At 55.0% G+C, this 20512-nt stretch carries 16 protein-coding genes; 11 read left to right on the top strand and 5 right to left on the bottom strand.

Annotated elements, in window-relative coordinates; translation table 11 throughout:
• Positions 1–19: 19 nt before the first annotated feature.
• The gene (locus NYE26_RS11040; protein WP_339255767.1) at positions 20–814 is read right to left on the bottom strand and encodes an AraC family transcriptional regulator; all 795 of its coding nucleotides are present in this window, start codon (positions 812–814) and stop codon (positions 20–22) included.
• 159 nt (positions 815–973) lie between these two features.
• Here NYE26_RS11040 and NYE26_RS11035 point away from each other — a divergent pair, with 159 nt between their 5' ends.
• The 3 genes from NYE26_RS11035 to NYE26_RS11025 all read left to right on the top strand — a co-directional run bounded on the left by NYE26_RS11035 (position 974) and on the right by NYE26_RS11025 (position 6006).
• Positions 974–4087, top strand: a complete 3114-nt coding sequence (locus NYE26_RS11035; protein ID WP_339255765.1) for a glycoside hydrolase family 2 TIM barrel-domain containing protein — start codon at positions 974–976, stop codon at positions 4085–4087.
• 293 nt (positions 4088–4380) lie between these two features.
• Positions 4381–4926, top strand: a complete 546-nt coding sequence (locus NYE26_RS11030) for a MerR family transcriptional regulator (protein WP_339255763.1) — start codon at positions 4381–4383, stop codon at positions 4924–4926.
• Between the two features lie 105 nt (positions 4927–5031).
• On the top strand, positions 5032–6006 hold the full coding sequence (locus NYE26_RS11025; RefSeq protein ID WP_339255761.1) for a phosphotransferase: 975 nt from the start codon (positions 5032–5034) through the stop codon (positions 6004–6006).
• A gap of 10 nt (positions 6007–6016) precedes the next feature.
• Here the strand turns inward: NYE26_RS11025 and NYE26_RS11020 are convergent, their stop codons facing one another.
• Positions 6017–6760 (bottom strand): glycoside hydrolase family 16 protein, encoded by a 744-nt coding sequence (locus NYE26_RS11020; RefSeq protein WP_339255759.1) that lies wholly within the window; start codon positions 6758–6760, stop codon positions 6017–6019.
• Between the two features lie 149 nt (positions 6761–6909).
• On the opposite strand from NYE26_RS11020, the gene NYE26_RS11015 reads away from it, so the two are divergent.
• The 8 genes from NYE26_RS11015 (at position 6910) to NYE26_RS10980 (ending at position 18807) form a co-directional block, all read left to right on the top strand.
• The gene (locus NYE26_RS11015; RefSeq protein WP_036729794.1) at positions 6910–7830 is read left to right on the top strand and encodes an ABC transporter permease subunit; all 921 of its coding nucleotides are present in this window, start codon (positions 6910–6912) and stop codon (positions 7828–7830) included.
• A gap of 37 nt (positions 7831–7867) precedes the next feature.
• A complete protein-coding gene (locus tag NYE26_RS11010) occupies positions 7868–8752 on the top strand; it encodes a carbohydrate ABC transporter permease (protein WP_339255757.1) in 885 nt (294 codons plus the stop codon).
• Positions 8753–8797: 45 nt separating this feature from the next.
• Positions 8798–10468 (top strand): extracellular solute-binding protein, encoded by a 1671-nt coding sequence (locus NYE26_RS11005; protein ID WP_339255755.1) that lies wholly within the window; start codon positions 8798–8800, stop codon positions 10466–10468.
• 160 nt (positions 10469–10628) lie between these two features.
• Positions 10629–12470, top strand: a complete 1842-nt coding sequence (locus NYE26_RS11000) for a histidine kinase (RefSeq protein ID WP_339255753.1) — start codon at positions 10629–10631, stop codon at positions 12468–12470.
• A gap of 2 nt (positions 12471–12472) precedes the next feature.
• Complete coding sequence (locus NYE26_RS10995; protein ID WP_339255751.1) at positions 12473–14044, top strand: response regulator; 1572 nt, start codon at positions 12473–12475, stop codon at positions 14042–14044.
• Positions 14045–14487: 443 nt separating this feature from the next.
• Complete coding sequence (locus tag NYE26_RS10990; RefSeq protein ID WP_339255749.1) at positions 14488–17145, top strand: family 16 glycosylhydrolase; 2658 nt, start codon at positions 14488–14490, stop codon at positions 17143–17145.
• A gap of 211 nt (positions 17146–17356) precedes the next feature.
• Entirely contained in the window at positions 17357–17851 is a 495-nt protein-coding gene (locus tag NYE26_RS10985; RefSeq protein WP_339255747.1) for an RNA polymerase sigma factor, read from the top strand.
• 62 nt (positions 17852–17913) lie between these two features.
• Entirely contained in the window at positions 17914–18807 is an 894-nt protein-coding gene (locus NYE26_RS10980; RefSeq protein WP_339255745.1) for a hypothetical protein, read from the top strand.
• Positions 18808–18893: 86 nt separating this feature from the next.
• Here the strand turns inward: NYE26_RS10980 and NYE26_RS10975 are convergent, their stop codons facing one another.
• From NYE26_RS10975 to NYE26_RS10965, 3 genes are read right to left on the bottom strand one after another with little or no spacing between them, the layout of a single operon-like run.
• A complete protein-coding gene (locus NYE26_RS10975) occupies positions 18894–19436 on the bottom strand; it encodes an AAA family ATPase (RefSeq protein ID WP_339255744.1) in 543 nt (180 codons plus the stop codon).
• The gene (locus NYE26_RS10970; RefSeq protein ID WP_339255742.1) at positions 19433–19972 is read right to left on the bottom strand and encodes a hypothetical protein; all 540 of its coding nucleotides are present in this window, start codon (positions 19970–19972) and stop codon (positions 19433–19435) included. The genes NYE26_RS10975 and NYE26_RS10970 overlap by 4 nt, the downstream gene beginning before the upstream one ends.
• Positions 19969–20355 carry a MerR family transcriptional regulator gene (locus NYE26_RS10965; protein WP_339257437.1) on the bottom strand — a complete coding sequence of 129 codons (387 nt, stop codon included), beginning with the start codon at positions 20353–20355 and terminating at the stop codon, positions 19969–19971. Before NYE26_RS10965 ends, NYE26_RS10970 begins: the two co-directional genes overlap by 4 nt.
• Between the last annotated feature and the right edge of the window lie 157 nt (positions 20356–20512).

Here is a 20512-nt window from a genome sequence, read left to right as displayed (position 1 = left end):
TATCTTAGAAGCCGCTCCTCTAGTCTAACCCGTGCAGTCCTCTCCACTCTTCCGGCTGCATGCCGGTAGTGCGTTTGAAGACAGCGCAGAAATAGCTGACATTCTCGAAGCCGGCCCGCTGGGCGATTTCATAGATCCGCTGCCCCCGGCTGCTGAACATCAGCTGCTTGCTCCGGTTGATCCGCTGCTTGTTAATATAGGCCACCGGCCGTTCACGGACGGTCCGCTGGAAGAGCCGGCACAGATACTGCGGCGAGACTGACGCCACCTCGGCCAGCTCCTTCAGCAGCAGCGGGCGGTGCAGGTGAAGCTCAATATATTGCAGCACCGGCTTCATCCGCGCAAGCTCATTGTCCTCATTCGAGGCCGGAAGCAGGCTGCGCTTCAGATCGAGCAGCAGGGCATACAGCAGCTTGGAACGCTCCATGTTGTCCTGAAGCTCATTGCCGCAGGAGAGCGTAAGCATCTCCTCAAGCGGAGCAAGGATGGATTCTGCTCTGAGGCGTCCCACCCCGGACTCCCGTATTCCGGCGTAGAGCAGCATCTGGGCTGCTTCTCTTCCGTTGAAGGAGATCCAGGCCAGCTCCCATTCGCGGGTAAGCGGCGTATAAGAGTGGGGCACATCCGGGTAGAGACAGAAGATATCACCCGCCTCGGCAATATAGGATTTCCCCTTGATATTCACTTCACCCTTGCCGCCGAGGACCTGGTGCAGCTGATAATCCGGGAAGCCCGCAGGCCGGGACATCTCCCCCTGATGCTCCCAATACCCAATGGTCATGGGATACAGGGGCAGCAGAAGCATATCTTCCATTTCGCAAAAGATCATCGTACTGTCCATAGCAGCCTCCCTCCAGATGCAATCTGGCATCACTTAGTTTCATATTCTATTATATCTAAACAAAATCATTATATATACCCAGAACATTTCCCATCCTATAATATGAATATAACAATATAAGGAGATGTTAACTTGCGCAACAAACTCTCATATCAGCAGCCTGCCAACGGATATCCCGAATGGAACAATAATCCTGAGATTTTTCAATTGAACCGTATAGATGCCCATGCTTCCATGATGTCCTTCCCGGCAGCAGCCGACGCTCTGCAAGGGGATAAAGCTTCCTCATCCCGTTACCAGACACTGAACGGAACGTGGAAATTCGCGTTTGCCGAGACCCCGGATGCACGGATCAAGGATTTCTATAAGGCCGGATACGACGCTGCCGGCTGGGCAGATATCGCCGTCCCTTCCCACTGGCAGTTCCAGGGATATGATTATCCCCAATACACCAATGTACGCTATCCTTGGGAAGTATCCGAGCCGAATCTGAAGCCTCCCTTCGCTCCGACGGTATACAATCCGGTAGGCTCCTATATCCGTTCTTTCAGCGTTCCGCAGGATTGGGACGGACAGCCGGTATTCCTCAGCTTCCAGGGTGTGGAATCCGCCTTCTATGTATGGGTGAACGGCGAACTTGCCGGATACTCTGAGGATACCTTCACACCGTCAGAATTCGATATCACCGCCTACCTGCTTCCCGGCGAGAACAAGCTGGCCGTTGAAGTCTACCGCTGGTGTGATGCGAGCTGGCTGGAAGATCAGGACTTCTGGCGTCTGAGCGGAATTTTCCGCGATGTCTATCTCTACACTGCGCCTCCAGTACGGGTAGCCGACTTCTTCGTCCGCACCGAGCTGGACAAGAGCTTCACCGATGCGGAGCTGCAGGTCGACCTGACTCTGGAGAACTATTATAACCGGGTCATCGGGGCACACACCGTTGAAGTACAGCTCTACGACAGCAAGCAGCAGCCGGTATGGGCTGCGCCGGTGTCAGCCGGTTTTGCTTTTGAACAAGAGGGAACTCAGCTGCTTAAGCTGTCCGCAGCCGTGAAGAACCCGCTGAAATGGAGCGCGGAGAAGCCTAACCTTTACACCCTGCTGATTTCGGTGAAGGATGATCAGGGAGAGCTGCTGGAAGCGCTCAGCTGCAAGACGGGCTTCCGGACCTTCGAGATCCGTGACGGCCTGATGAAGATCAACGGCAAACGGATCGTATTCAAGGGAACGAACCGCCATGAATTCTCCTGCGATACCGGCCGCGCGCTCTCCAAGGAAGATATGATCACCGATATCAAGCTGATGAAGTTGCATAATATCAATGCCGTGCGGACCTCCCACTATCCGAACCAATCGGTATGGTACGAGCTGTGCGACGAATACGGCCTCTATGTGATCGACGAGACGAACCTGGAGACACATGGCTCCTGGCAATACGGGCAGAAGGAATTGCATGAGGGCAACGTTCCCGGCAGCCGCCCGGAATGGCGCGCGAACGTCATTGACCGCTGTAACTCCATGATGCAGCGCGACAAGAACCACACATCCGTCATCATCTGGTCGCTTGGCAACGAATCCTTCGGCGGCGATAACTTCCTGGCCATGTATGACCACTTGAAGCAAGCTGACCCGACCCGTCCGGTGCATTATGAAGGCACTTATCATTACAGACCTTCGGACGCGGCCAGCGATATTGAATCGACGATGTACATCAAGCCGGATGAAGTCGTGGAGTACGCTCTCAGCAACCCGAAGAAGCCTTACATTCTGTGTGAATACAGCCATGCCATGGGCAACTCCTGCGGCGGCCTGCATCTGTACACGGAGCTGTTCGACAAATATGACAGCATTCAGGGCGGATTCATCTGGGACTGGGTGGATCAGGCGATCCGTACAACCACTCCTGAAGGGGTGTCTTATCTGGCTTACGGCGGGGATTTCGGGGAAAAGCCGCATGACGGCAACTTCAGCGGCAACGGGCTGCTGTTCGCGGACCGCAGCGTGACCCCTAAGCTCTACGAAGTGAAGAAATGCTATCAGAATATCACCATCACCGCACTGGATCTGAAGAGCGGAAGCTTCGAGGCCCGCAACAACTTCCTGTTCACGGATCTGGCAGACTATCAGCTGAGATGGACGCTGGCTCTGAACGGCGAGGCGGCCCAGGAAGGACAATTACCGCTCTCCGCAGCGCCTGGAGAAGCAGCCGGCTTCACCGTTCCGCTGGATTCAGCGCTGCTTGAATCGGACAAGGAAGCTGTGCTTACAGTGTCGTTCGTTCAGGAGGGCGCAACCGCCTGGTCTGAGGCCGCGCATGAAGTTGCCTGGGAACAGTTCGTGTTAACCCCGTATATCCCGTCCCGTAACCCGGAACTTTCGGGCGGCACCCTGCAAGTGAAGGAACAGGATGGCTTCGTGAACTTCGAGGGCAGCGGATTCGCGCTTGCCTTCGAGACAGCAACCGGCGCGCTTGTCTCGCTGAAGTCGTCCGGTAAGGAGGTTCTCGTCGCACCGGCCAGACCTAACTTCTGGAGAGCTGTAACAGACAATGATCTGGGCAACAAGCATCCTGAGCGCTGTGCGATCTGGAAGGAAGCGTCCTACGAGCGTCAGCTGGCCCGGTTCAGCTGCCGTGTGGAAGGGGGCCTCGGCTTCGTGACCGCTGACTATCTGCTGGGTACGCAGCCGCAGTCCACCCTGCGTGTTCATTACGAGATTCGTACGGATGGTTCGGTCGAGATTGTACAGGAGCTTAACCCGGGCAGCAGCGCCCTGCCGGAGATCCCGGAATTCGGAATGGTCTTCGAGCTGGACAGCAGCCTGGACACGATCTCCTGGTATGGCCGCGGGCCGCATGAGAACTATTGGGACCGTAAGTCCGGAGCTCTGTTGGGACTGTACACAGGCAAGGTCAGCGAGCAGTTCACGGATTACCTCCGCCCGCAGGAGTGCGGCAACAAGACGGATGTACGGTATGCTTCCGTCACCGCAGGACGCGAAGGACAAGGATTATCTGTGGAGGGCGCACTGCCGCTTGAAGTCAATGCACTTCCTTGGTCTCCGGCTGAGCTTGAAGCCAGCGACCACGGCTACAAGCTGACAGCCTCTGACAAAACCGTGCTGCGTGTCAATTACAAGCAAATGGGCGTGGGCGGCGATGACAGCTGGGGTGCGCCAACACATGAGCAGTTCACGCTGCCTGCCAACCGTCCGTATACCTTCAAGTTCAAGCTCGCCCTGCTATAAACTGCCTTCTCCCTTAAGGCAGCTCAGCACAATGTCTGTAACTAGCTGAAGAAAGCTTTCCATAATTGCCCGGAAGGGGGTTATGGAAAGCTTTTTCTTTGTTATAGATTCTACCTCTGGAGCTCTCCGGGGATACAATTATACTCTTCTGTATGTACACTGCTCTCTAGAGAGCAAGAATAGTCGTAATAACACTTTGCTTGGCGAATCAGCACTTCCTTTGTCACCTGTGCAGGGGGCCGCCGAAGAATAGCGAATAACTCATAGAAGACTACTACACCGGAGGGATTGAAATGGAAATTCTGAAAACAAAGGAAGCTGCGGAGCTGCTGTCCGTTAGCCAGACTACGATCAAACGCTGGGCGGCCATGTTCCCCGATTTCTTTCCAAAGGACCGTCTTGGACATTATACCTTCTCGGAGCAGCAAATCAGCCAGCTCAATCATATTAAAGACCGTATTAATCAGGGGGAAGCACTGGAAGGCATAGATCGGGATCTCACGAACGACAAGCTGCCAAGGGGCCCGCTGCAAGAGGATACAAGCCTATATACAGATGGTGACCCTATGAATAAAATATGGTCCCGGATCGAGTATATTGAACACACACTGGATCAAAAAGCGAGCGAGATCGTTTCGGTACAGCTGCTCCAGCAGCGTGCAGAGCTTGAGGATATGCGAGTAATGATTAAGCAATTATCCGCAACGCTGGAAACGATGCAGAAGCCCGGCAGTCCATCCCCCTCCCCGCATGAAGAGCTTTATCCGGTTGCCGCTGGCAGGCTGATGTCTCCACCAAGGAAGCGCGGTCTGTTGCGCTCTTTTTTCCCATTTCTATAACCCTGTCTCTTTCAGCCTCTACTCCACCATTTTAAATCTGATGCTCTACTAGTGTGAATACTTCGCTAATCCAGCCTCTATATTATCCCGGTGAGGAGATATTGTATGTCAGACACCGCCGTAAGAATCCGGGATGAGATCCTGGACTCCATCACAGAACAATTCGGGTTGCATGTCACTGAAGCGGTCCAGATCGATCAGGGCTTCCTGAATCTGAAGTGGAGGCTGGACAGTGATCAAGGCCGTCTGTTCGTGAAGCAGTACAGTAAAATCCGTTACCCTGAAGCCCTCACCCGCGGACTGGAAGTCTCCTTAAGCCATCAGGATCACCTGTACCTGGAAGGCCTTCCTGTTCCGAAGTTATTTTCGCACGCCGGAAATTATGTATTGAGAACGCCTTCACAGGAACGTTACGTGCTGATGACCTTGTGTGACGGGCACAGTATTGCCCCCGGCTCGGCCACGGAGCAGCAGATGTATTCGCTGGGCAGAGTAGTCGGCCGGATGCACAAGTTACTTAACGCCCAGCCTGCTTCGTTGCCGCTGTACTGGGAGGTCCGCAGCCAGGCGTCTATGGTGAGAAACTGGAAGGCACGCTATCATCAGGCTACCGCCCGGCAGAGCGAGGATACTCTATCGGCGCTTGAGCTTCAGCGGAGGATCATCGACCGGATGGACACCGGCATCTTCGCGGACTGCGAACGGGGCTGGGGGCACCGGGACCTGTTCGTGGATAATATACTGTTCAGCGCAGATCAGGTGGCGGCGATCCTTGACTTCGACCGGCTGCATTTCGTCTACCCGGAGTTCGATATAGCCCGGCCGATCCTCTCCTGCGCGTTATCTGAGGACGGAATCGGGCTGGACCGGGTACGGGCCTTTGTGACGGGCTACCGTGAATATACTCCCTTGCCTGCAAGTACACTCATCCGGTCAGTGAAATTAACCTGGTGGAAGGAAGCCGAATGGATTGCTGTGCCTCAGCAGGATGAATTCCCGCCGCTCGTCCGCTTCCGTCAGGAGAATCATTGGATCGCAGCCAACTGGGACCGCTTGAATGATATTTTTGCCGGGATCTGAGGGATTGTCCTTAGCTCTGATACAGCCGGATGCCCGACACCGTCATTACCGCAGGCAGCGCAGCTTCATCTACCGCGACAGGGTCATACCATCCGCCAACGGCAAGATTAAGCAGCAGATAAAAGGGCTGGTCGAACGGCATCCCCGGCTCAAGCCGCCGCTCGGCATAGCAGTGCCCGTCTACCAGCCATCTCATGGAGCCTTCCTGCCATTCCAGCGTGTAATCCCGGAATTCTTCAATCGTTCCGCGCTCTAATTCGTAAGTGAACTCTTCAACAATCTTCCGCTCGATGTCTGCACCGTAATGCAGAGTTCCGGCTATCTTCCGGGGCAGACGCCCCTTCGCCTCCAGAATATCGATCTCGCCGGAAGCCGGCCAGGGTCCATACGCCTGATCCTGCGGAAGCAGCCAGATCGCAGGCCAGATTCCCTGCCCGGCCGGCAGCTTGGCGCGCACGGTCAGCCTGCCGTAGCAGAACGCGAAGTGATTTCTTGTATCGATCCGGGCCGAGGTATAAGCGAAGCTCCGCCCCTCCTGCTCTGTGACCTCACGGCGGGCACACAGCCGCAGTCCCTCCTCGCCAACCGACAGATTCCCCGGCCGCCCCGTATAGAATTGCTGCTCTCCATTCCCCCAACCCGGGAAGATCGCTTTCCCGTCATTGTCCAGCAGATCATTGCCAAGGCGGATGTTCCATAGCTTCAAATCAGCAGTCCCCCCTTGGAAATCCTGCTCCCATACCAGTCTGTTCATCGTTTGGCCCACTCCCTTCATGTAATCACAGCATACTGAATTTCCGGCCCCAGCGGGAGGAATCCAAAAAATTGGGATAGGGCCAATAATCATGGCCTTTTTTTCCGCCAGCCTTTTTCATACGATGAAGAAGGAAGGGGGTACAGTACATGTTCCACACCCGAACGGGACAAATGAAAGCGCTTCTTAGGCAGTGGCAGCTGCAGAGCATGGTGATCCCGGGCATTCTCTGGATGTTTATCTTTTGTTACATCCCCATGCTCTGGCTGATCATAGCCTTTATGGATTTCAGTATCGCGAAGCCTATGCTGGAATCTCCGTTTGTCGGGCTGAAGCATTTCCGCGATTTCCTGACAGATGACCGGTTCTGGCGCTCGATCCGCAACACCCTCGGGATGAGCAGCATCAAGCTCGTTCTCGGTTTTCCCATCCCTATTCTATTCGCGCTGCTGCTGAATGAAATCCGCAGCCTGCGGTTCAAGCGCACGGTGCAGACGATCTCCTACCTGCCGCATTTCATCGCCTGGACGATCTTCGGCGGCATCGCGCTCAACTGGCTGGGCGAAGGCGGTGTCATTAACCAGCTGATGATGGCGCTGGGGCTTCAGGACCGGGATATCCTGTTTAACAGTGAGCCGCAGTACTTCTGGTGGATCACCTTCTTCACCGATACGCTGAAGGAGACCGGGTGGAGCGCGATCATCTACATAGCGGCCATAGCGGGCATTGATCCGGGGCTGTATGAAGCTGCGGAGCTGGACGGTGCGAACCGCTGGCAGCGGATGTGGCATATCACGGTGCAAAGCATCCGCCCGACCATTGCCATCCTCTTCATCCTCGCCGTCAGCGGCATTCTCGGAAGCAACTTCGAGCAGATCTTCATGCTGAAGAACAATATGAACATGAAGATGGCGGAGAGCCTGGACCTCTACATCTATAACATGGGGCTGGTCTCCGGGCGCCATTCCTTCTCCACCGCCGTCCTGTTCGCCCGCTCCATTGTAGCGCTGGGACTGCTGCTGTTAGCCAATCAGAGTTCCAAGAAGCTTACGGGGGACAGTATTTTTTGAACACAAGAAATTCACTTGGAAAGGAGATCAACGATTCATGGCAAGACATGGAGGATTGCGGCGGATCGGCTTGTTTGAGATCTTCAATACGCTGCTGATGCTGGCCGTCTGCTTCCTGACGCTGTACCCGATGTGGTTCGTGCTCGTCAATTCGCTGAATTCGCCGGAGCAGGCTTCACTCGGCACCGTCAACTGGTTCCCCTCCGAGCTGTCGCTGGCCAGCTACAGTGTGGCTTTTAACGATAAGACCTTGATGAACGGGTTCTACATCACTACAATGCGGACAGTTATCGGAACGGTGGTGCATGTGCTGTTCACCGCAATTATCGCTTACGGAATCAGCAAGTCCAATCTGATCGGCCGCAAGCTCTATCTCAAAATCTCTCTGATCACCATGCTCTTCTCAGGCGGGCTCATCCCCTCCTTCATTCTCATGACGAAGCTCGGCCTGTATGATAGCTTCTGGGTGTTCATCATCCCGTCCATGTATACTTTCTTTAATATGGTCATCTTCATGAGCTTCTTCCGTACCATTCCTGACAGCCTGGAGGAGTCGGCCAAGGTAGACGGCGCTTCGGATTACGGCGTGCTGTTCCGGATTGTACTGCCTAACAGCATGGCGGTCATTGCGACCATCGCCCTGTTCTCCGCCGTCTATCACTGGAATGATTATTATCAGGGTGTTATCTACATCCATTCCCAGGAGCTGCTGCCATTGCAGACCATGCTGTACAAAATCATCGCCGAGAACTCCATGTCCTTCATGCAGCAGCAGGCTATGGCCCAATTCGGTGCCCGGCTGCCCGGCAACTCGATCAAATTCGCCTCCATGATGGTGGCTACGCTGCCGATCCTGATCTTCTACCCCTTCATTCAGCGTTATCTGGTCAAGGGTGTGATGATCGGCGCGATTAAGGGATAACCGTAGGAAGTCTAACCACACCTAACCCGAAAGGATGATTATGCTGTGAAAAGCAAACCTGTACGCCCCATCCTGGCCGCAATGATGACCGTAACCTTGGCCTTAAGCATAGCCGCCTGCAGCAGCAATTCCGCCACTAAGGAGAATATGCCGACGGCTGCGCCTCAGGCCGAAGCGTCACCGGAACCGCAGACCGAGACCAAGCTGAATGCGGAGGAGCCCGCCTGGAAGCTCGATACCAGTCCGGTGGATCTCACCTGGTTCGTCGGCGCGAACTGGTATGCCCACACCTGGGGTGAGAGCCTAGCCTCCAAGTATGTCACCGAGAAGACGGGCGTGAACGTCAAGCTGGAGGTTCCCTCAGGGGAAGCGAATGAGCAGGTTACGCTGATGATGACCTCTGGCAAGCTGCCGGACCTGATCAGCATGGGCTCCTGGGAGACCGCTGTCAAAAAGCTGTGGGAAGGCGATCATGTCTATGCGCTCAACGAGCTCGCCGACAAGTATGATCCCTATTTCTTCAAGGTCGCCGGTGACGGCACGCTGAAGTGGTACCGGCAGGAGAACGGCAACACCTACGGAGTGCCCAATGATTCCTACAGCCCTAACCTAATGCACGAGACCGGCATGACGGCGGCTAACCAAACCTTCCTGGTCCGCAAGGATCTGTACGAGGAGATGGGCAAGCCGGACCTCAGTACCCCGGAAGGCTTCCTGGGTGCGCTGCAGCTGCTGAAGGATAAGTACCCCGAGTATAAGGGCCAGCCGATCAGCCCCTTTTTCGCCCAGGGCAATGTGCCTTACGGGATGACGGAATATCTCCAGAATCTGCTGGCGGTTCCGCATGAGAAGGATGACAAAGTATATGACCGTATTACCGATCCTGATTACATCGCCTGGCTCAAAACCTTCCGCACAGCGTACGAGCGCGGACTGATTAACGTCGATTTCCTGGTGGATTCAGATACCCAAGTAGAGGAGAAAACGAACAACGCCCGCTACTTCACGATGATCCGCGAATGGACCGGCATGTCAGCGGTCAATCCGATGCTCGCGGCGGGGGCTAACCCGGACTCTTACTACATCGCGGTTGACGGGCCGCAGAATAACAAGGGCGAGAGCGCCAAGCTGTTCCCTGGCAACATGGACGGCTGGATGGTGACCATGATCAGCAAATCCACGAAGAACCCGGAGCGGGCGATCCGCTTCCTGACCTACCTCGCCAGCGAGGAGGGCCAGCGTGACCTGTTCCTCGGCAAGGAGGGCGAAACCTGGAATTCGGCGGGCGGCAAGCCGCAGCTTAAGGCCGAGTTCGCCGACATGCTGGGCAGCAATATCGAGAAGCTGGAGAAGGAATACGGCATTCTGGACACCTACTGGATGATGCGCAATCCGGTCATCGTCAACCAGTGGAGACCGGAGAAAGCCCCGGTCATCAAGCAAATGGAAGACTTCGCGAATGCGCAGGCCGATATTGACAGCGGGATCTACAAAGGCCTGGACCCGCTCGGCGATTCCGATGTGGCGGTTGCCTGGTCACGGATCTCCCAGAACTGGGAAGAGGTGCTGCCGGAGCTGATTACGGCCAAGGATGAGGCGGCTTTTGACAAGGTGTTCGAGAGCTTCCGCTCCCGCCGCGACGGCTACGGGTTCGCGCAGGTGATGGAATACCGCCAGACCGAGCTGGATGCGCGCAAAGGCAAGATGGCGGAATAATCCGCCTGTGTAATGGAGCTGTACCGGCGGCCGTGAGGGCTGCCGGTATTTCCTGCATAGAGGAGGCTCCCCTACGGGCTCTAGCTGCTAAAATACGTGCCATATTCCCTACCAGCCCATTTATGATCTATGCTATATTACTGGGATGGAGGGGTTACCGATGAAGAAGCTGCTGACCACGTTAAGAAGGCTATACCGCAATGCCCCGATCTCGCAAAAGCTGTTCCTGGCCTTCAGCCTGATGATCGCCATCCCGGCCATTGTGGTGTCTTCCCTGTTCATCCGCAGCCAGGAGAACCAGCTCTATAAAGAGGCTATGGCCGAGGGCAGCAACCATGTCGCCCGGCTGAACGAACGGCTGCGCAGCCGGCTCGAACTTCTTGAGAACGCTTCCGCGACCGCCCTGACCCAGAAGTCCTTCGTGGATTTCATCCATTCGGGCATGCGCGGGGACGGTCTGCGGCTTGTGAAATTCAAGCAGAACCAATATGAACAGATGCATAACATCATCCAGAGCCATACGATGATTAGCAGTCTGAGCTTCTATGTAGATAACCCCGATGTCTATGAAATCTGGCCGGAAATCTATCATTACAGCAAGTTCTGGCCGCAGGATTACTGGATGACCCTCCGGGATGAAGGCGGTGCCGCCTTCCGGCTGTTCTCCTTCAAGGATGGCGCAGATACCTTGTCTTACTACAGGCTGGTGCGGCTTCAGGGCCAGCAGCAGAGGCTGCCTACGATTATGGAGATCCGGGCGCGGCATAACGTCTTGTTCAGCGATCTGCTGGAGGACAGCGGGCGGGATTTCTTCACCGTGATCATGGACAGCGCAGATGCTTCCCGTAATGTCTACCTTCCGGGGCATGTGTTCCCGCAGAAGGCCGGAGAGAAGCTGGACGACATCCTTAGCCGGACCCATGAGCAATTGAACGTACTGGAGCAAAAGGCCCCCATTGAGGTCCATTCCGGGGACCAGACTTACTATGCGCTCTACCGTTATATCGCTCCCCTGAACGCCTATGTGGTGGACATCGCCTCCCGTCAGGCACTGATGAAAGGTCCGCGCGACGGGTATCTGCTGGTCATTGCCATCACCTCCTCCGTCCTGCTGCTGATGCTGCTGCTGGTGTCGAGGATGACCCGGCGGATCTTCCGACGCTTAGATAAGGTGCTGGGCTCGATGCGCAAGGTGCGCAGGGGCCAGCTGGATGCCAAGATTGATACCGGGCTTGGCGCGAACGAAACCGGTGACGAAATTGACTATGTCGCCGTCAGCTACAATAGTATGCTGGACGAAATCCAGCAGCTGATGACACAGGTAGTAGATAAGCAGCTTATCGCCAAGAATGCGCAGCTCCACTCTCTCCATTCGCAGATCAACTCCCACTTTCTGTACAATGCGCTGGAATCTATCAGAATGCGCGCAGAGGTGGAACGGCAGCCTGCCATTGCAGGCGCACTGGTCTCGCTGGGCTCCCTGCTGCGGTACAGTATGCAGTGGCGCAGCGATACGGTCGCGCTCAGCGAGGAGCTGGCCAACATCCGCAGCTATATCCGGTTCATCAACTTCATGGAAGGCGGGAGCATTGAGCTCGCGGCAGATCTTCCGCCGGAGGTGCAGCGCTACCGCATCCCCAAGATGTGCATGCAGCCCATTGTCGAGAACGCCGTACACCATGCGGCCCCTTCCGGCGGCAGTATTCAGATCACCATTTCGGTACGGGTAGAGAATGACAGTCTGCTGCTGATCGAGATCCGCGATGACGGCGCCGGGGTAGCTCCCCGGATGCTGGACAGCCTGCAGTCTGTGCTGCGGGGCGATTCTGACACCCCGATTATCAGCAGCAGCAGTAGCGGGCTGGGGCTGGACAATGTACATAAGCGCCTGCAGCTCCATTACGGCATGGATTGCGGCCTGTGGATCAGCAGCGTTCAAGGGGAATATACCTGTGTAACCCTGAGGCTGCCCTGGGAAAATGAGAATCTTGGAGGTTGGTAGGCATGATCAATATTCTGGTGGTGGACGATCAAAAGCATATCCGTGACGGGCTGCAGGCGATGCTCTGCCAGTTCCCGCAACAGCCGGGGCATATGTACAGCGCCGCTAACGGGCTTGAAGCCCTGGAGCTTCTCCGGGCGCACATCATCCAGCTCGTCATTACCGATATCCGCATGCCGGATATGGACGGCCTTGCGCTTATGGCGCAAAGCCGGCTGGAAGGCCTGAAGGCGGATTATCTGATCATTAGCGGATACAGCGATTTCGCCTATGCCCAGAAGGCCATTGAGCTCGGGGCCAAAGGGTACCTGCTCAAGCCTGTGAAGCGTGAAGACCTGCAGGTCTCGGTGGAGCATGTCTGGCAGGAGATCGAGACGCGCAGATTGCTCACCAGCAATATCGAGCGGCTCTCGCAGCGCGCCCTGGAGACGGACCGCAAGGAGCTGCGGATGTATATGCAAGGTGCGGCGGGCGATGAAGCGTGGATTGCCGCGACTGAGCAGCAGAACCCGGGGCTGTGGCGCAGCTACCGCCTCTGCCACCTGCGCGAGGAGCGCTGGATTAACCAGCCGGGGGCCAGCAGCAGTCACAGCATCGAAGCCGTGGCCTACCGTGTGTACGGCAGACAGGGCTGCATCTGTCTCCAGCACCGCCCCCACCTGGTCCTGGCCGTGGATGCAGCCATAGATCCGGGAGCCTTGCCTGCTGCGCTCAGCGAAGAGCAGATCGGGGCCGTCACGGCCATGACTGATCCGCACCAAGGATTAAGCACTCTGCCGGGCAGTTATACACAGGTGCTTGATCTGTACCGCCACAGCTTTCTTTTCCCGGATACGCGCTGCCTGCTGCCTCAGCACATCGCGCGGCTGGAGCAGCACTGGGAGCTTCCTTATGAGGAGCTGTACGCCCTCTTCCAGTTAACCGGCACAAGTAACAGCGGCAGAATCACCCAAGGGATCTCCAGCCTCTTCCACAAGGAGGTGCTTCAGCGCTATCACATCCGTTACACCCAGCAGCTATGCCGCGCCGTTGTCCGGATGATGGAGGATTATGAGCGTGTCATCCGTCCTTATCTGGGTGAAGAAGCGCTGGATCTGGAGTGTCTGCGCAATCTGTTCGACTATCCCGGCATCCGCGAATATATCCAAGCCTTGCAGCAGCAGCTCCTGCGCCTGGACCAGTTCTACTATGAATACAAGTGCAGCTACCGCAGCTCGCAGGATTTGAATGAAGCCATCCGCTTCATCCACGAGAATTACCACAAGCCGCTGGATCTCGCGATGGTGTCCAATCATGTCTCGCTGAATTACGCCTACTTCTCCAACCAGTTCAAGAAGAATATCGGCAAGGGCTTCGCCGAATACCTGCGTGATGTGCGTCTGGGCAAAGCGCGGCGTCTGCTGGCCGAGACCGATCACAAGATCATTGAGATTGCCGCCATGGTCGGCTACGAGAGCTACAAAAGCTTCACCCGCGCCTTCCGCGAAGCCATGGACATGCAGCCGACCGAATACCGTCTGCTGATCCGCCGGAAGCCTGCCATTGAAGAGGATTACCGGGACACGGTGCTGTGAAAAAAGCTGATCCCCAGTGGGCCCGCGCGGGTAGCGCGAGCTCATTGTATGCTGTTTTTCGCATACATCTGGCCCACGCGCCTTCAGCGAGCCCATTGTATGCTGTTTTCCGCATACATTTGGCTCACGCGCCTTCAGCGAGCCCATTGTATGCTGTTTTCCGCATACATCTGGCCCACGCGCCTCGCGCCAGCCCATTGTATGCTGTTTTCCGCATACATTGGGCCCACGCGCCCCCTGCCCACACTCCATCCCACCGCTTCATGATGTTTCTGGACACGCACTGGCCAATATTTTCGCCGCAGCAGCTAAGCGACCCAAAAAATTGGGTCAAAACAAAAAAGATTGTCCCTTTTAGCGGGATATAAGTTTCGATAGAATAAAGATGTTCTCTCATATGTAAGCGGTTACCTTCACTACCATTTAATTAAAGGAGGGCAAGTATGAAGCGACTTTATACTGTGCAAACGCAACCCGGTTTCAAGCGGAAGGTGCTTAGTCTGTTCCTGGTCCTGCTGCTGCTGTCCGGCATCGGCCAGCTCCCTGCTTCAGGCATTCAGCGCGCAGAGGCCGCAGGAACCACGGTTAGTTCGATGGCTTATTTCTCATCGGCAGACGGTCCGGTCATCTCCAAATCAGGCGTCGGGCAGGCGAGCTACGGGTTCGTGATGCCGGTATTCAACGGCGGGGCTGCGTCCTGGAGCGATGTTTCGGATGATGTAGGCGTCAAAGTGAAAGTAAATGGCAATTGGGTAGACATCGACAGCGTTGGCGGCTTTGTCTACAACCAGAACTGGGGACACTGGAGCGACGGAGGCCAGAACGGCTACTGGTTTACCCTCTCGGCTACAACCGAGATCCAGCTCTACTCCAAGGCGAATAGCGGGGTTACGCTGAATTATACACTGGCTTTTCAGAACCTGAACAAGACAACGATCAGCGCGATGACGCCGACCCAAGGACCGCAGATTGCAGCAGGCTTCACCGGCGGCGCTGGCTTCACCTATCCTACCTTCAATAATGATCCGGCGCTCACCTATGAAGCTGTGGCCGATGATCTGAAGGTTTATGTGAAGCCGGTGAACAGCAGCACCTGGATTGACATTGATAACAATGCAGCCAGCGGCTGGATCTACGACAGCAACTTCGGCCAGTTCACCGAAGGCGGCGGCGGATACTGGTTCAACATCACCGAATCGATCAATGTGAAGCTGCAATCTAAGACCTCATCAGCCAATCTGATCTACACCCTTACCTTCAATCAGCCCGTCAGAACTTCCTATGTCCTATCCGCTTATGAAGGTACAGCTTTCACTGCGGATAACAACGGATCTATCGGTTTCCCTTTGCCGAAAATTGACGGGGGCGCACCAATCGGCAGCGAGCTGAACAAATATGTGTATCAGATCAAAATCGGCGGCCAGTGGGTCGATCTGAGCAATTCCGCCCAGAGCGGCTTCGTCTACGCAGGCAACGGCTATAACAATATGTCTGCGGCGAACCAGTGGGGCTATTGGGCAGATTATGTGTATGGATTGTGGTTCCAGCCGATCCAGGAGAATATGGAGATCCGCATCGGCTATCCGTTAAACGGCCAGCAGGGCGGCAATATCGGCAGCAATTATGTGTATTATACCTTCACCGGCAATCCGAATGCCCCGCGTCCAGATGAAAGCGATCAGGAAGATATTACGTTGGGTACTCCATCAGATCCTGCCGTAGCGGGCATGAACCTGCTCTGGCAGGATGAGTTCAGCGGAACCGCACTGGATACCAGCAAGTGGAACTATGAGCAGGGTTACTATATCACCAATGACCCTAACAGCTGGGGCTGGGGGAATAACGAGCTGCAGCATTATACGAATAGTACCGAGAATGTATTTGTCCAGAACGGACAACTGAATATCCGGGCCAAGAACGATCCGAAGTCCTTCCCGCAGGACCCGAACCGGTATGCACAATATTCCTCCGGCAAAATCAACACCAAAGACCATCTATCCTTCCAGTACGGCCGGGTGGACATCCGTGCCAAGCTGCCGACAGGGAACGGTATCTGGCCAGCCTTGTGGATGCTTCCACAAGATGCGGCTTACGGTGCCTGGGCGGCATCCGGCGAGATTGACATTATGGAAGCCAAAGGACGGCTGCCCGGCACGACCAGCGGCGCGGTTCACTTCGGCGGACAATGGCCGGTGAACAAGTATATTGCCGGGGAATATCATTTCCCGCAAGGTCAGACCTTTGCGAACGACTATCACGTATATTCCATGGTCTGGGAAGAAGACAACGTGAAATGGTATGTGGACGGCAAATTCTTCTTCAAGGTCAATAGAGTGCAGTGGTATTCTGTAGCGGCACCGAACAACCCTAATGCTCCCTTCGACAAGCCCTTCTATCTGATTATGAATCTGGCAGTGGGCGGACATTTCGACGGCGGACTGACTCCGGCTCCGTCCGATATTCCGGCAACGATGCAGGTCGATTATGTACGGGTGTATAAGGAAGGCAGCGGCGGCGGAAATCCCGGGAACCCGGGCAATCCGGGTACCGTTCCGGTTAGCGGCATTACCGTAACTCCGTCAACCTCCCAAGTGGAGATTGGGCAGAATGTCCAGTTAACAGCTAACGTAGCACCTTCCGGTGCGTCCAACAAACAGGTAAACTGGACTGTAGCGAACAGCAACATTGCATCAGTGAGCCAGAGTGGTCTTGTTACCGGAATTGCAACGGGAACCACTACCGTTACTGCAACAACCGCGGATGGTAACAAAACCTCCAGCAGCACAATCACTGTAGTCTCCCCGCCGCCAACAACCATTGTGATCGGCGATCAGGTGCGCGGCTTGAAGAAAACAGGCAATAACCTGCTCTTTTATGTGAACGGCGCCACCTTCGCCGATCTGCATTACAAGATCAACGGCGGCGGCCAGCAGAACGTAGCCATGACCTCCGGAGGCAACGGCAATTACACCTACGCGGTCAATAACGTGCAGCAAGGCGATTCTGTAGAGTATTTCTTCACTTACAATCCGGGCCAAGGGGCGCTGGACACCCCCTGGAAGACTTATGTACACGGGGTAACCCAAGGAACGCCGGAGTAACAGCGGGATTGCTGCAAACAGACAAGCGGCCGGATGAGCCGGCTGCTTCATACGGCCTCTATCGCAGGGGATGAGGAAGTCTTGGACTTCTTCATCCCCTGTTTTTTGCTGTATCAGGGTGAGCTTAGAACAAGCAGAATAAATTCCCGGAAACAAAATGTGACCGGATGCCGTCCTAAAGGGTGTTATAGATAAAGGAGGGCACAACCTCATGCAGCAACCCATGACCCGGCCGGGCCATCCTGTGATGAAGAGCTACGAACAATATGCAGATATGCTGTACCGGATTGCCCTGGTTCATCTGGGCGGCCGCCAGGATGCCGAAGAGGCTACGCAGGACACCTTCATCAAGCTGATGGAGAAGGCTCCCGTATTCAAAGATGACGAACACCAGAAGGCCTGGCTGATCCGGGTCATCACCAATCATTGCAAGAATCTGCTGGGCAGAGGCTGGCGCAAGCGCGAGGTCAAGCTCGAAGGGGTGGAGCCGGTTACGGCCGATAACCCCGAGGAGCTGGCGGTCTTGCAGCTCGTGCTGGCACTGCCGGTGAAGTATAAGACTGTCATTCATCTATACTATTATGAGGATTACCCTGTCCAGGAGATCAGCAGAATTCTGCAGATCAGCGAGTCTGCCGTGAAGATGAGACTTCAGCGCGGACGGCAGCTGTTAAGACTGGAGCTGGAAGGAGCAGAAGCGGAATGAAGGAAGATCAGTTTCGAACCCAATATAAGAAAGCGGTGGATACTATGAGTTCAAGCAGAGAAATGAAGCAAGGTTTTGAAGGTAAAATGGAACAAAAGCGCCGTCCGCGTAAAATGGTCTATATCGCAGCAAGCGTGCTGGTCGCTGCCGGAATCGGCCTGGCCGGACCAAGCGTGATGAAGCAGCTAAATGGTACAGCTTCCCCGAATCAAGTAGCCCAGGTAGATCCGGGCACGCCTGCGGGGAACACTGCCGGAGTCGTTATTCCCAAGATCGAGCTGCCGGATAAAAGCTCCGGTGCTGTGGCCGATATGATCGGCCTGGTCGTCTACCAGGGCAATATATATACCCAGGCGGCGATCCGCATTGAAGCAGGCGATGCGGCTGCACTGCGCGGGGAGAAGCTGGGCCGCACGACCAGCGGGATTGATGAATGGAGCGGCAAGGATGAGTATACGGAACTGGCCTCGAACATCGGAGAGACGGATATCTATGCTGTCAAAGGATATGATTCCGGCTTCCTGGTCATGTCCTATACAGAGGTGGACGGCCAGGTGTTCGCCGAGCTGTACGAGCATACGAACGGAATTACCGTGAACAGCGGAGCCGATCTGATCGGCAAGCTGAACCTGGACGGGCGCATCGCCTCCGCCCAGTGGGAGAGCTTCGACAGCTGGAATAACGGTAAACAGCAATACCTGCCGCTGCCGGAAGGCGCAGCGCTTAACGGCTTCATGAGCGCGCTTAATGCCGCCAAGCCGCTGTCCGCAGACTCGCTCATGGCGCAAGGCATCTATGACAATGAGGACCGCAAGCTGGTTTACCTCGAACTTGCTGACAAAGCCCGGGTAGAGCTAACCTTGTTCGGCAAGGGACTTGTGCGCTACGGCAATGCGCCAGTATTCTTCGAGGTTGAGCCCGGTGCCTTCCAGGCGCTGTGGGATAACCTAAAATAGTTCAAAGGCCATCCCTACCGGGATGGCCTTAAGCTTTTACACACGAACAGAAAGTAAACCATCCTATACACCGCAGATTTATTCACCTAAGAGACAATTCCCGTGCTGCCCTTCCATTTTTCTTTAATATACTCCTTGATCTGTTCCGCCAGCGCGGCCGTAGGTGTAGAAGTGGTGTCAAAAGTCGGCATCGGCGGATCATATTCCGTATCGGCATGGTCCAGCAGCCACTGCGCGAATTCCTCGTGCTGCCTGAGCATGTCCTCTGTCCAGGTCGCTGCATCCTCCCGGCCCCGCAGGCGGGCATTTCGGGTGGCATCGTCACAATGCAGGTTAATAAAGTGCACTTCATTGAAGGCATCGTAAACATCGCATTTCTTGGCGTCCCAGGGCATCATCGTCCCGCAAATAATCGTTCCTCTCCCGGATAACGCAACCGCACGCGCACAATGAAACAGCACATTATACCGGTCCTGATACTCTAGCTTCTTCCCCGTCGTCCCGAAATTATCGTCATCCGTACTGAACAGAACAAATTCCGGCATCTGCTCCCTCAACTCATGCATGACCGTGGTTTTACCTACTCCGCTGGCTCCGGTGATAATGAATAATGGTAATTGGGTTCTCATATGATCTCGATCTTAGCCCCTTCCACGCGGTATTTCTTCTCCCATTCCGACATAGCGTTGGAATCAAGCCTGATTAGCTTGGCCGGGGTGTATTCGTTATACTCATTCAACTCACTTTTGTCTTGTGGAAGTCGCAGTTCTTTAATTCTGCGCACCACTTCCTCATCGGTATGAATCTCCACCGACTCCTCCTCAGACACGACCTTCAGCGGAATCACCTGCTTAACACTGGTACCGGTTCCATCCCTATCCGTGTAAGACAATTCAACCGCCATACTATTCTCCCCGCAAGGGACCGGCTCCCGGGTGAAGATTTCAACGTACAGGTCCGTTACTGACTGCGTATCGTCAATCCATATTCTCCCACTGCTGTCTTCAACAGCACCATTCAGATTAGGGGACCGGTGAAGCCCTGCCGGAAGGATTAATTGTAAGCGGGTATTCTGCACCCCGCCGGGCAGCGCGATGTGAAGCCAGAGATGATTCATTCCTTCTTCCTGCTCTATAGCAGATTTTGCAAAACGCATTTGGATCATACCTGCCCCTCCTCTTGAACTAAACGGGTGAGCGCTTCAACCATCTTCTCTTTGAGCGCCGGGGTGATCCGCGGGCTAATAGAGAGAATGACATCCTCACTAACAACATGCATCTCACTCTGGAGCATCTGATCCGATTGGTAGAGCCGCAGGTTATCGCCCAGCTTCATGACTTCGTCCATCGTCAGTCCGGCTAACTTCTCTTGGGCCGAGGCCAGCGTCTCGCCGCTCCTGGTTAATACAAGGATCGCCCGTAAATAATGCAAATGACTATCTGTATACGCCCTCTTATTGCCTACCAGTTCCAGCGGCGGCAGCATCCCGATCTGCGTATAGTACCTGACTGTCCGCAGATTCATCTGCGGATCTTCATTCTGTAGCACTTCAGCCAACTGCTTAGCAGTGTACGTATGCATCGTACTCCCCTTTCTTATCCAAACAAAAAAAAGTTACACTACACTGTATATGTTACAGTTTAGTGTAACTAATTGTTAATGTCAATAAGTTACTCTCCTTATATGCTATAATGCCAAAAGGAAT

The sequence above is a fragment of the Paenibacillus sp. FSL P2-0136 genome, from assembly GCF_037975325.1.
In the GTDB taxonomy this organism is placed as follows: Bacteria; Bacillota; Bacilli; order Paenibacillales; family Paenibacillaceae; genus Paenibacillus_AQ; species Paenibacillus_AQ silagei.
This window is presented reverse-complemented; position numbering and strand designations above follow the sequence as displayed.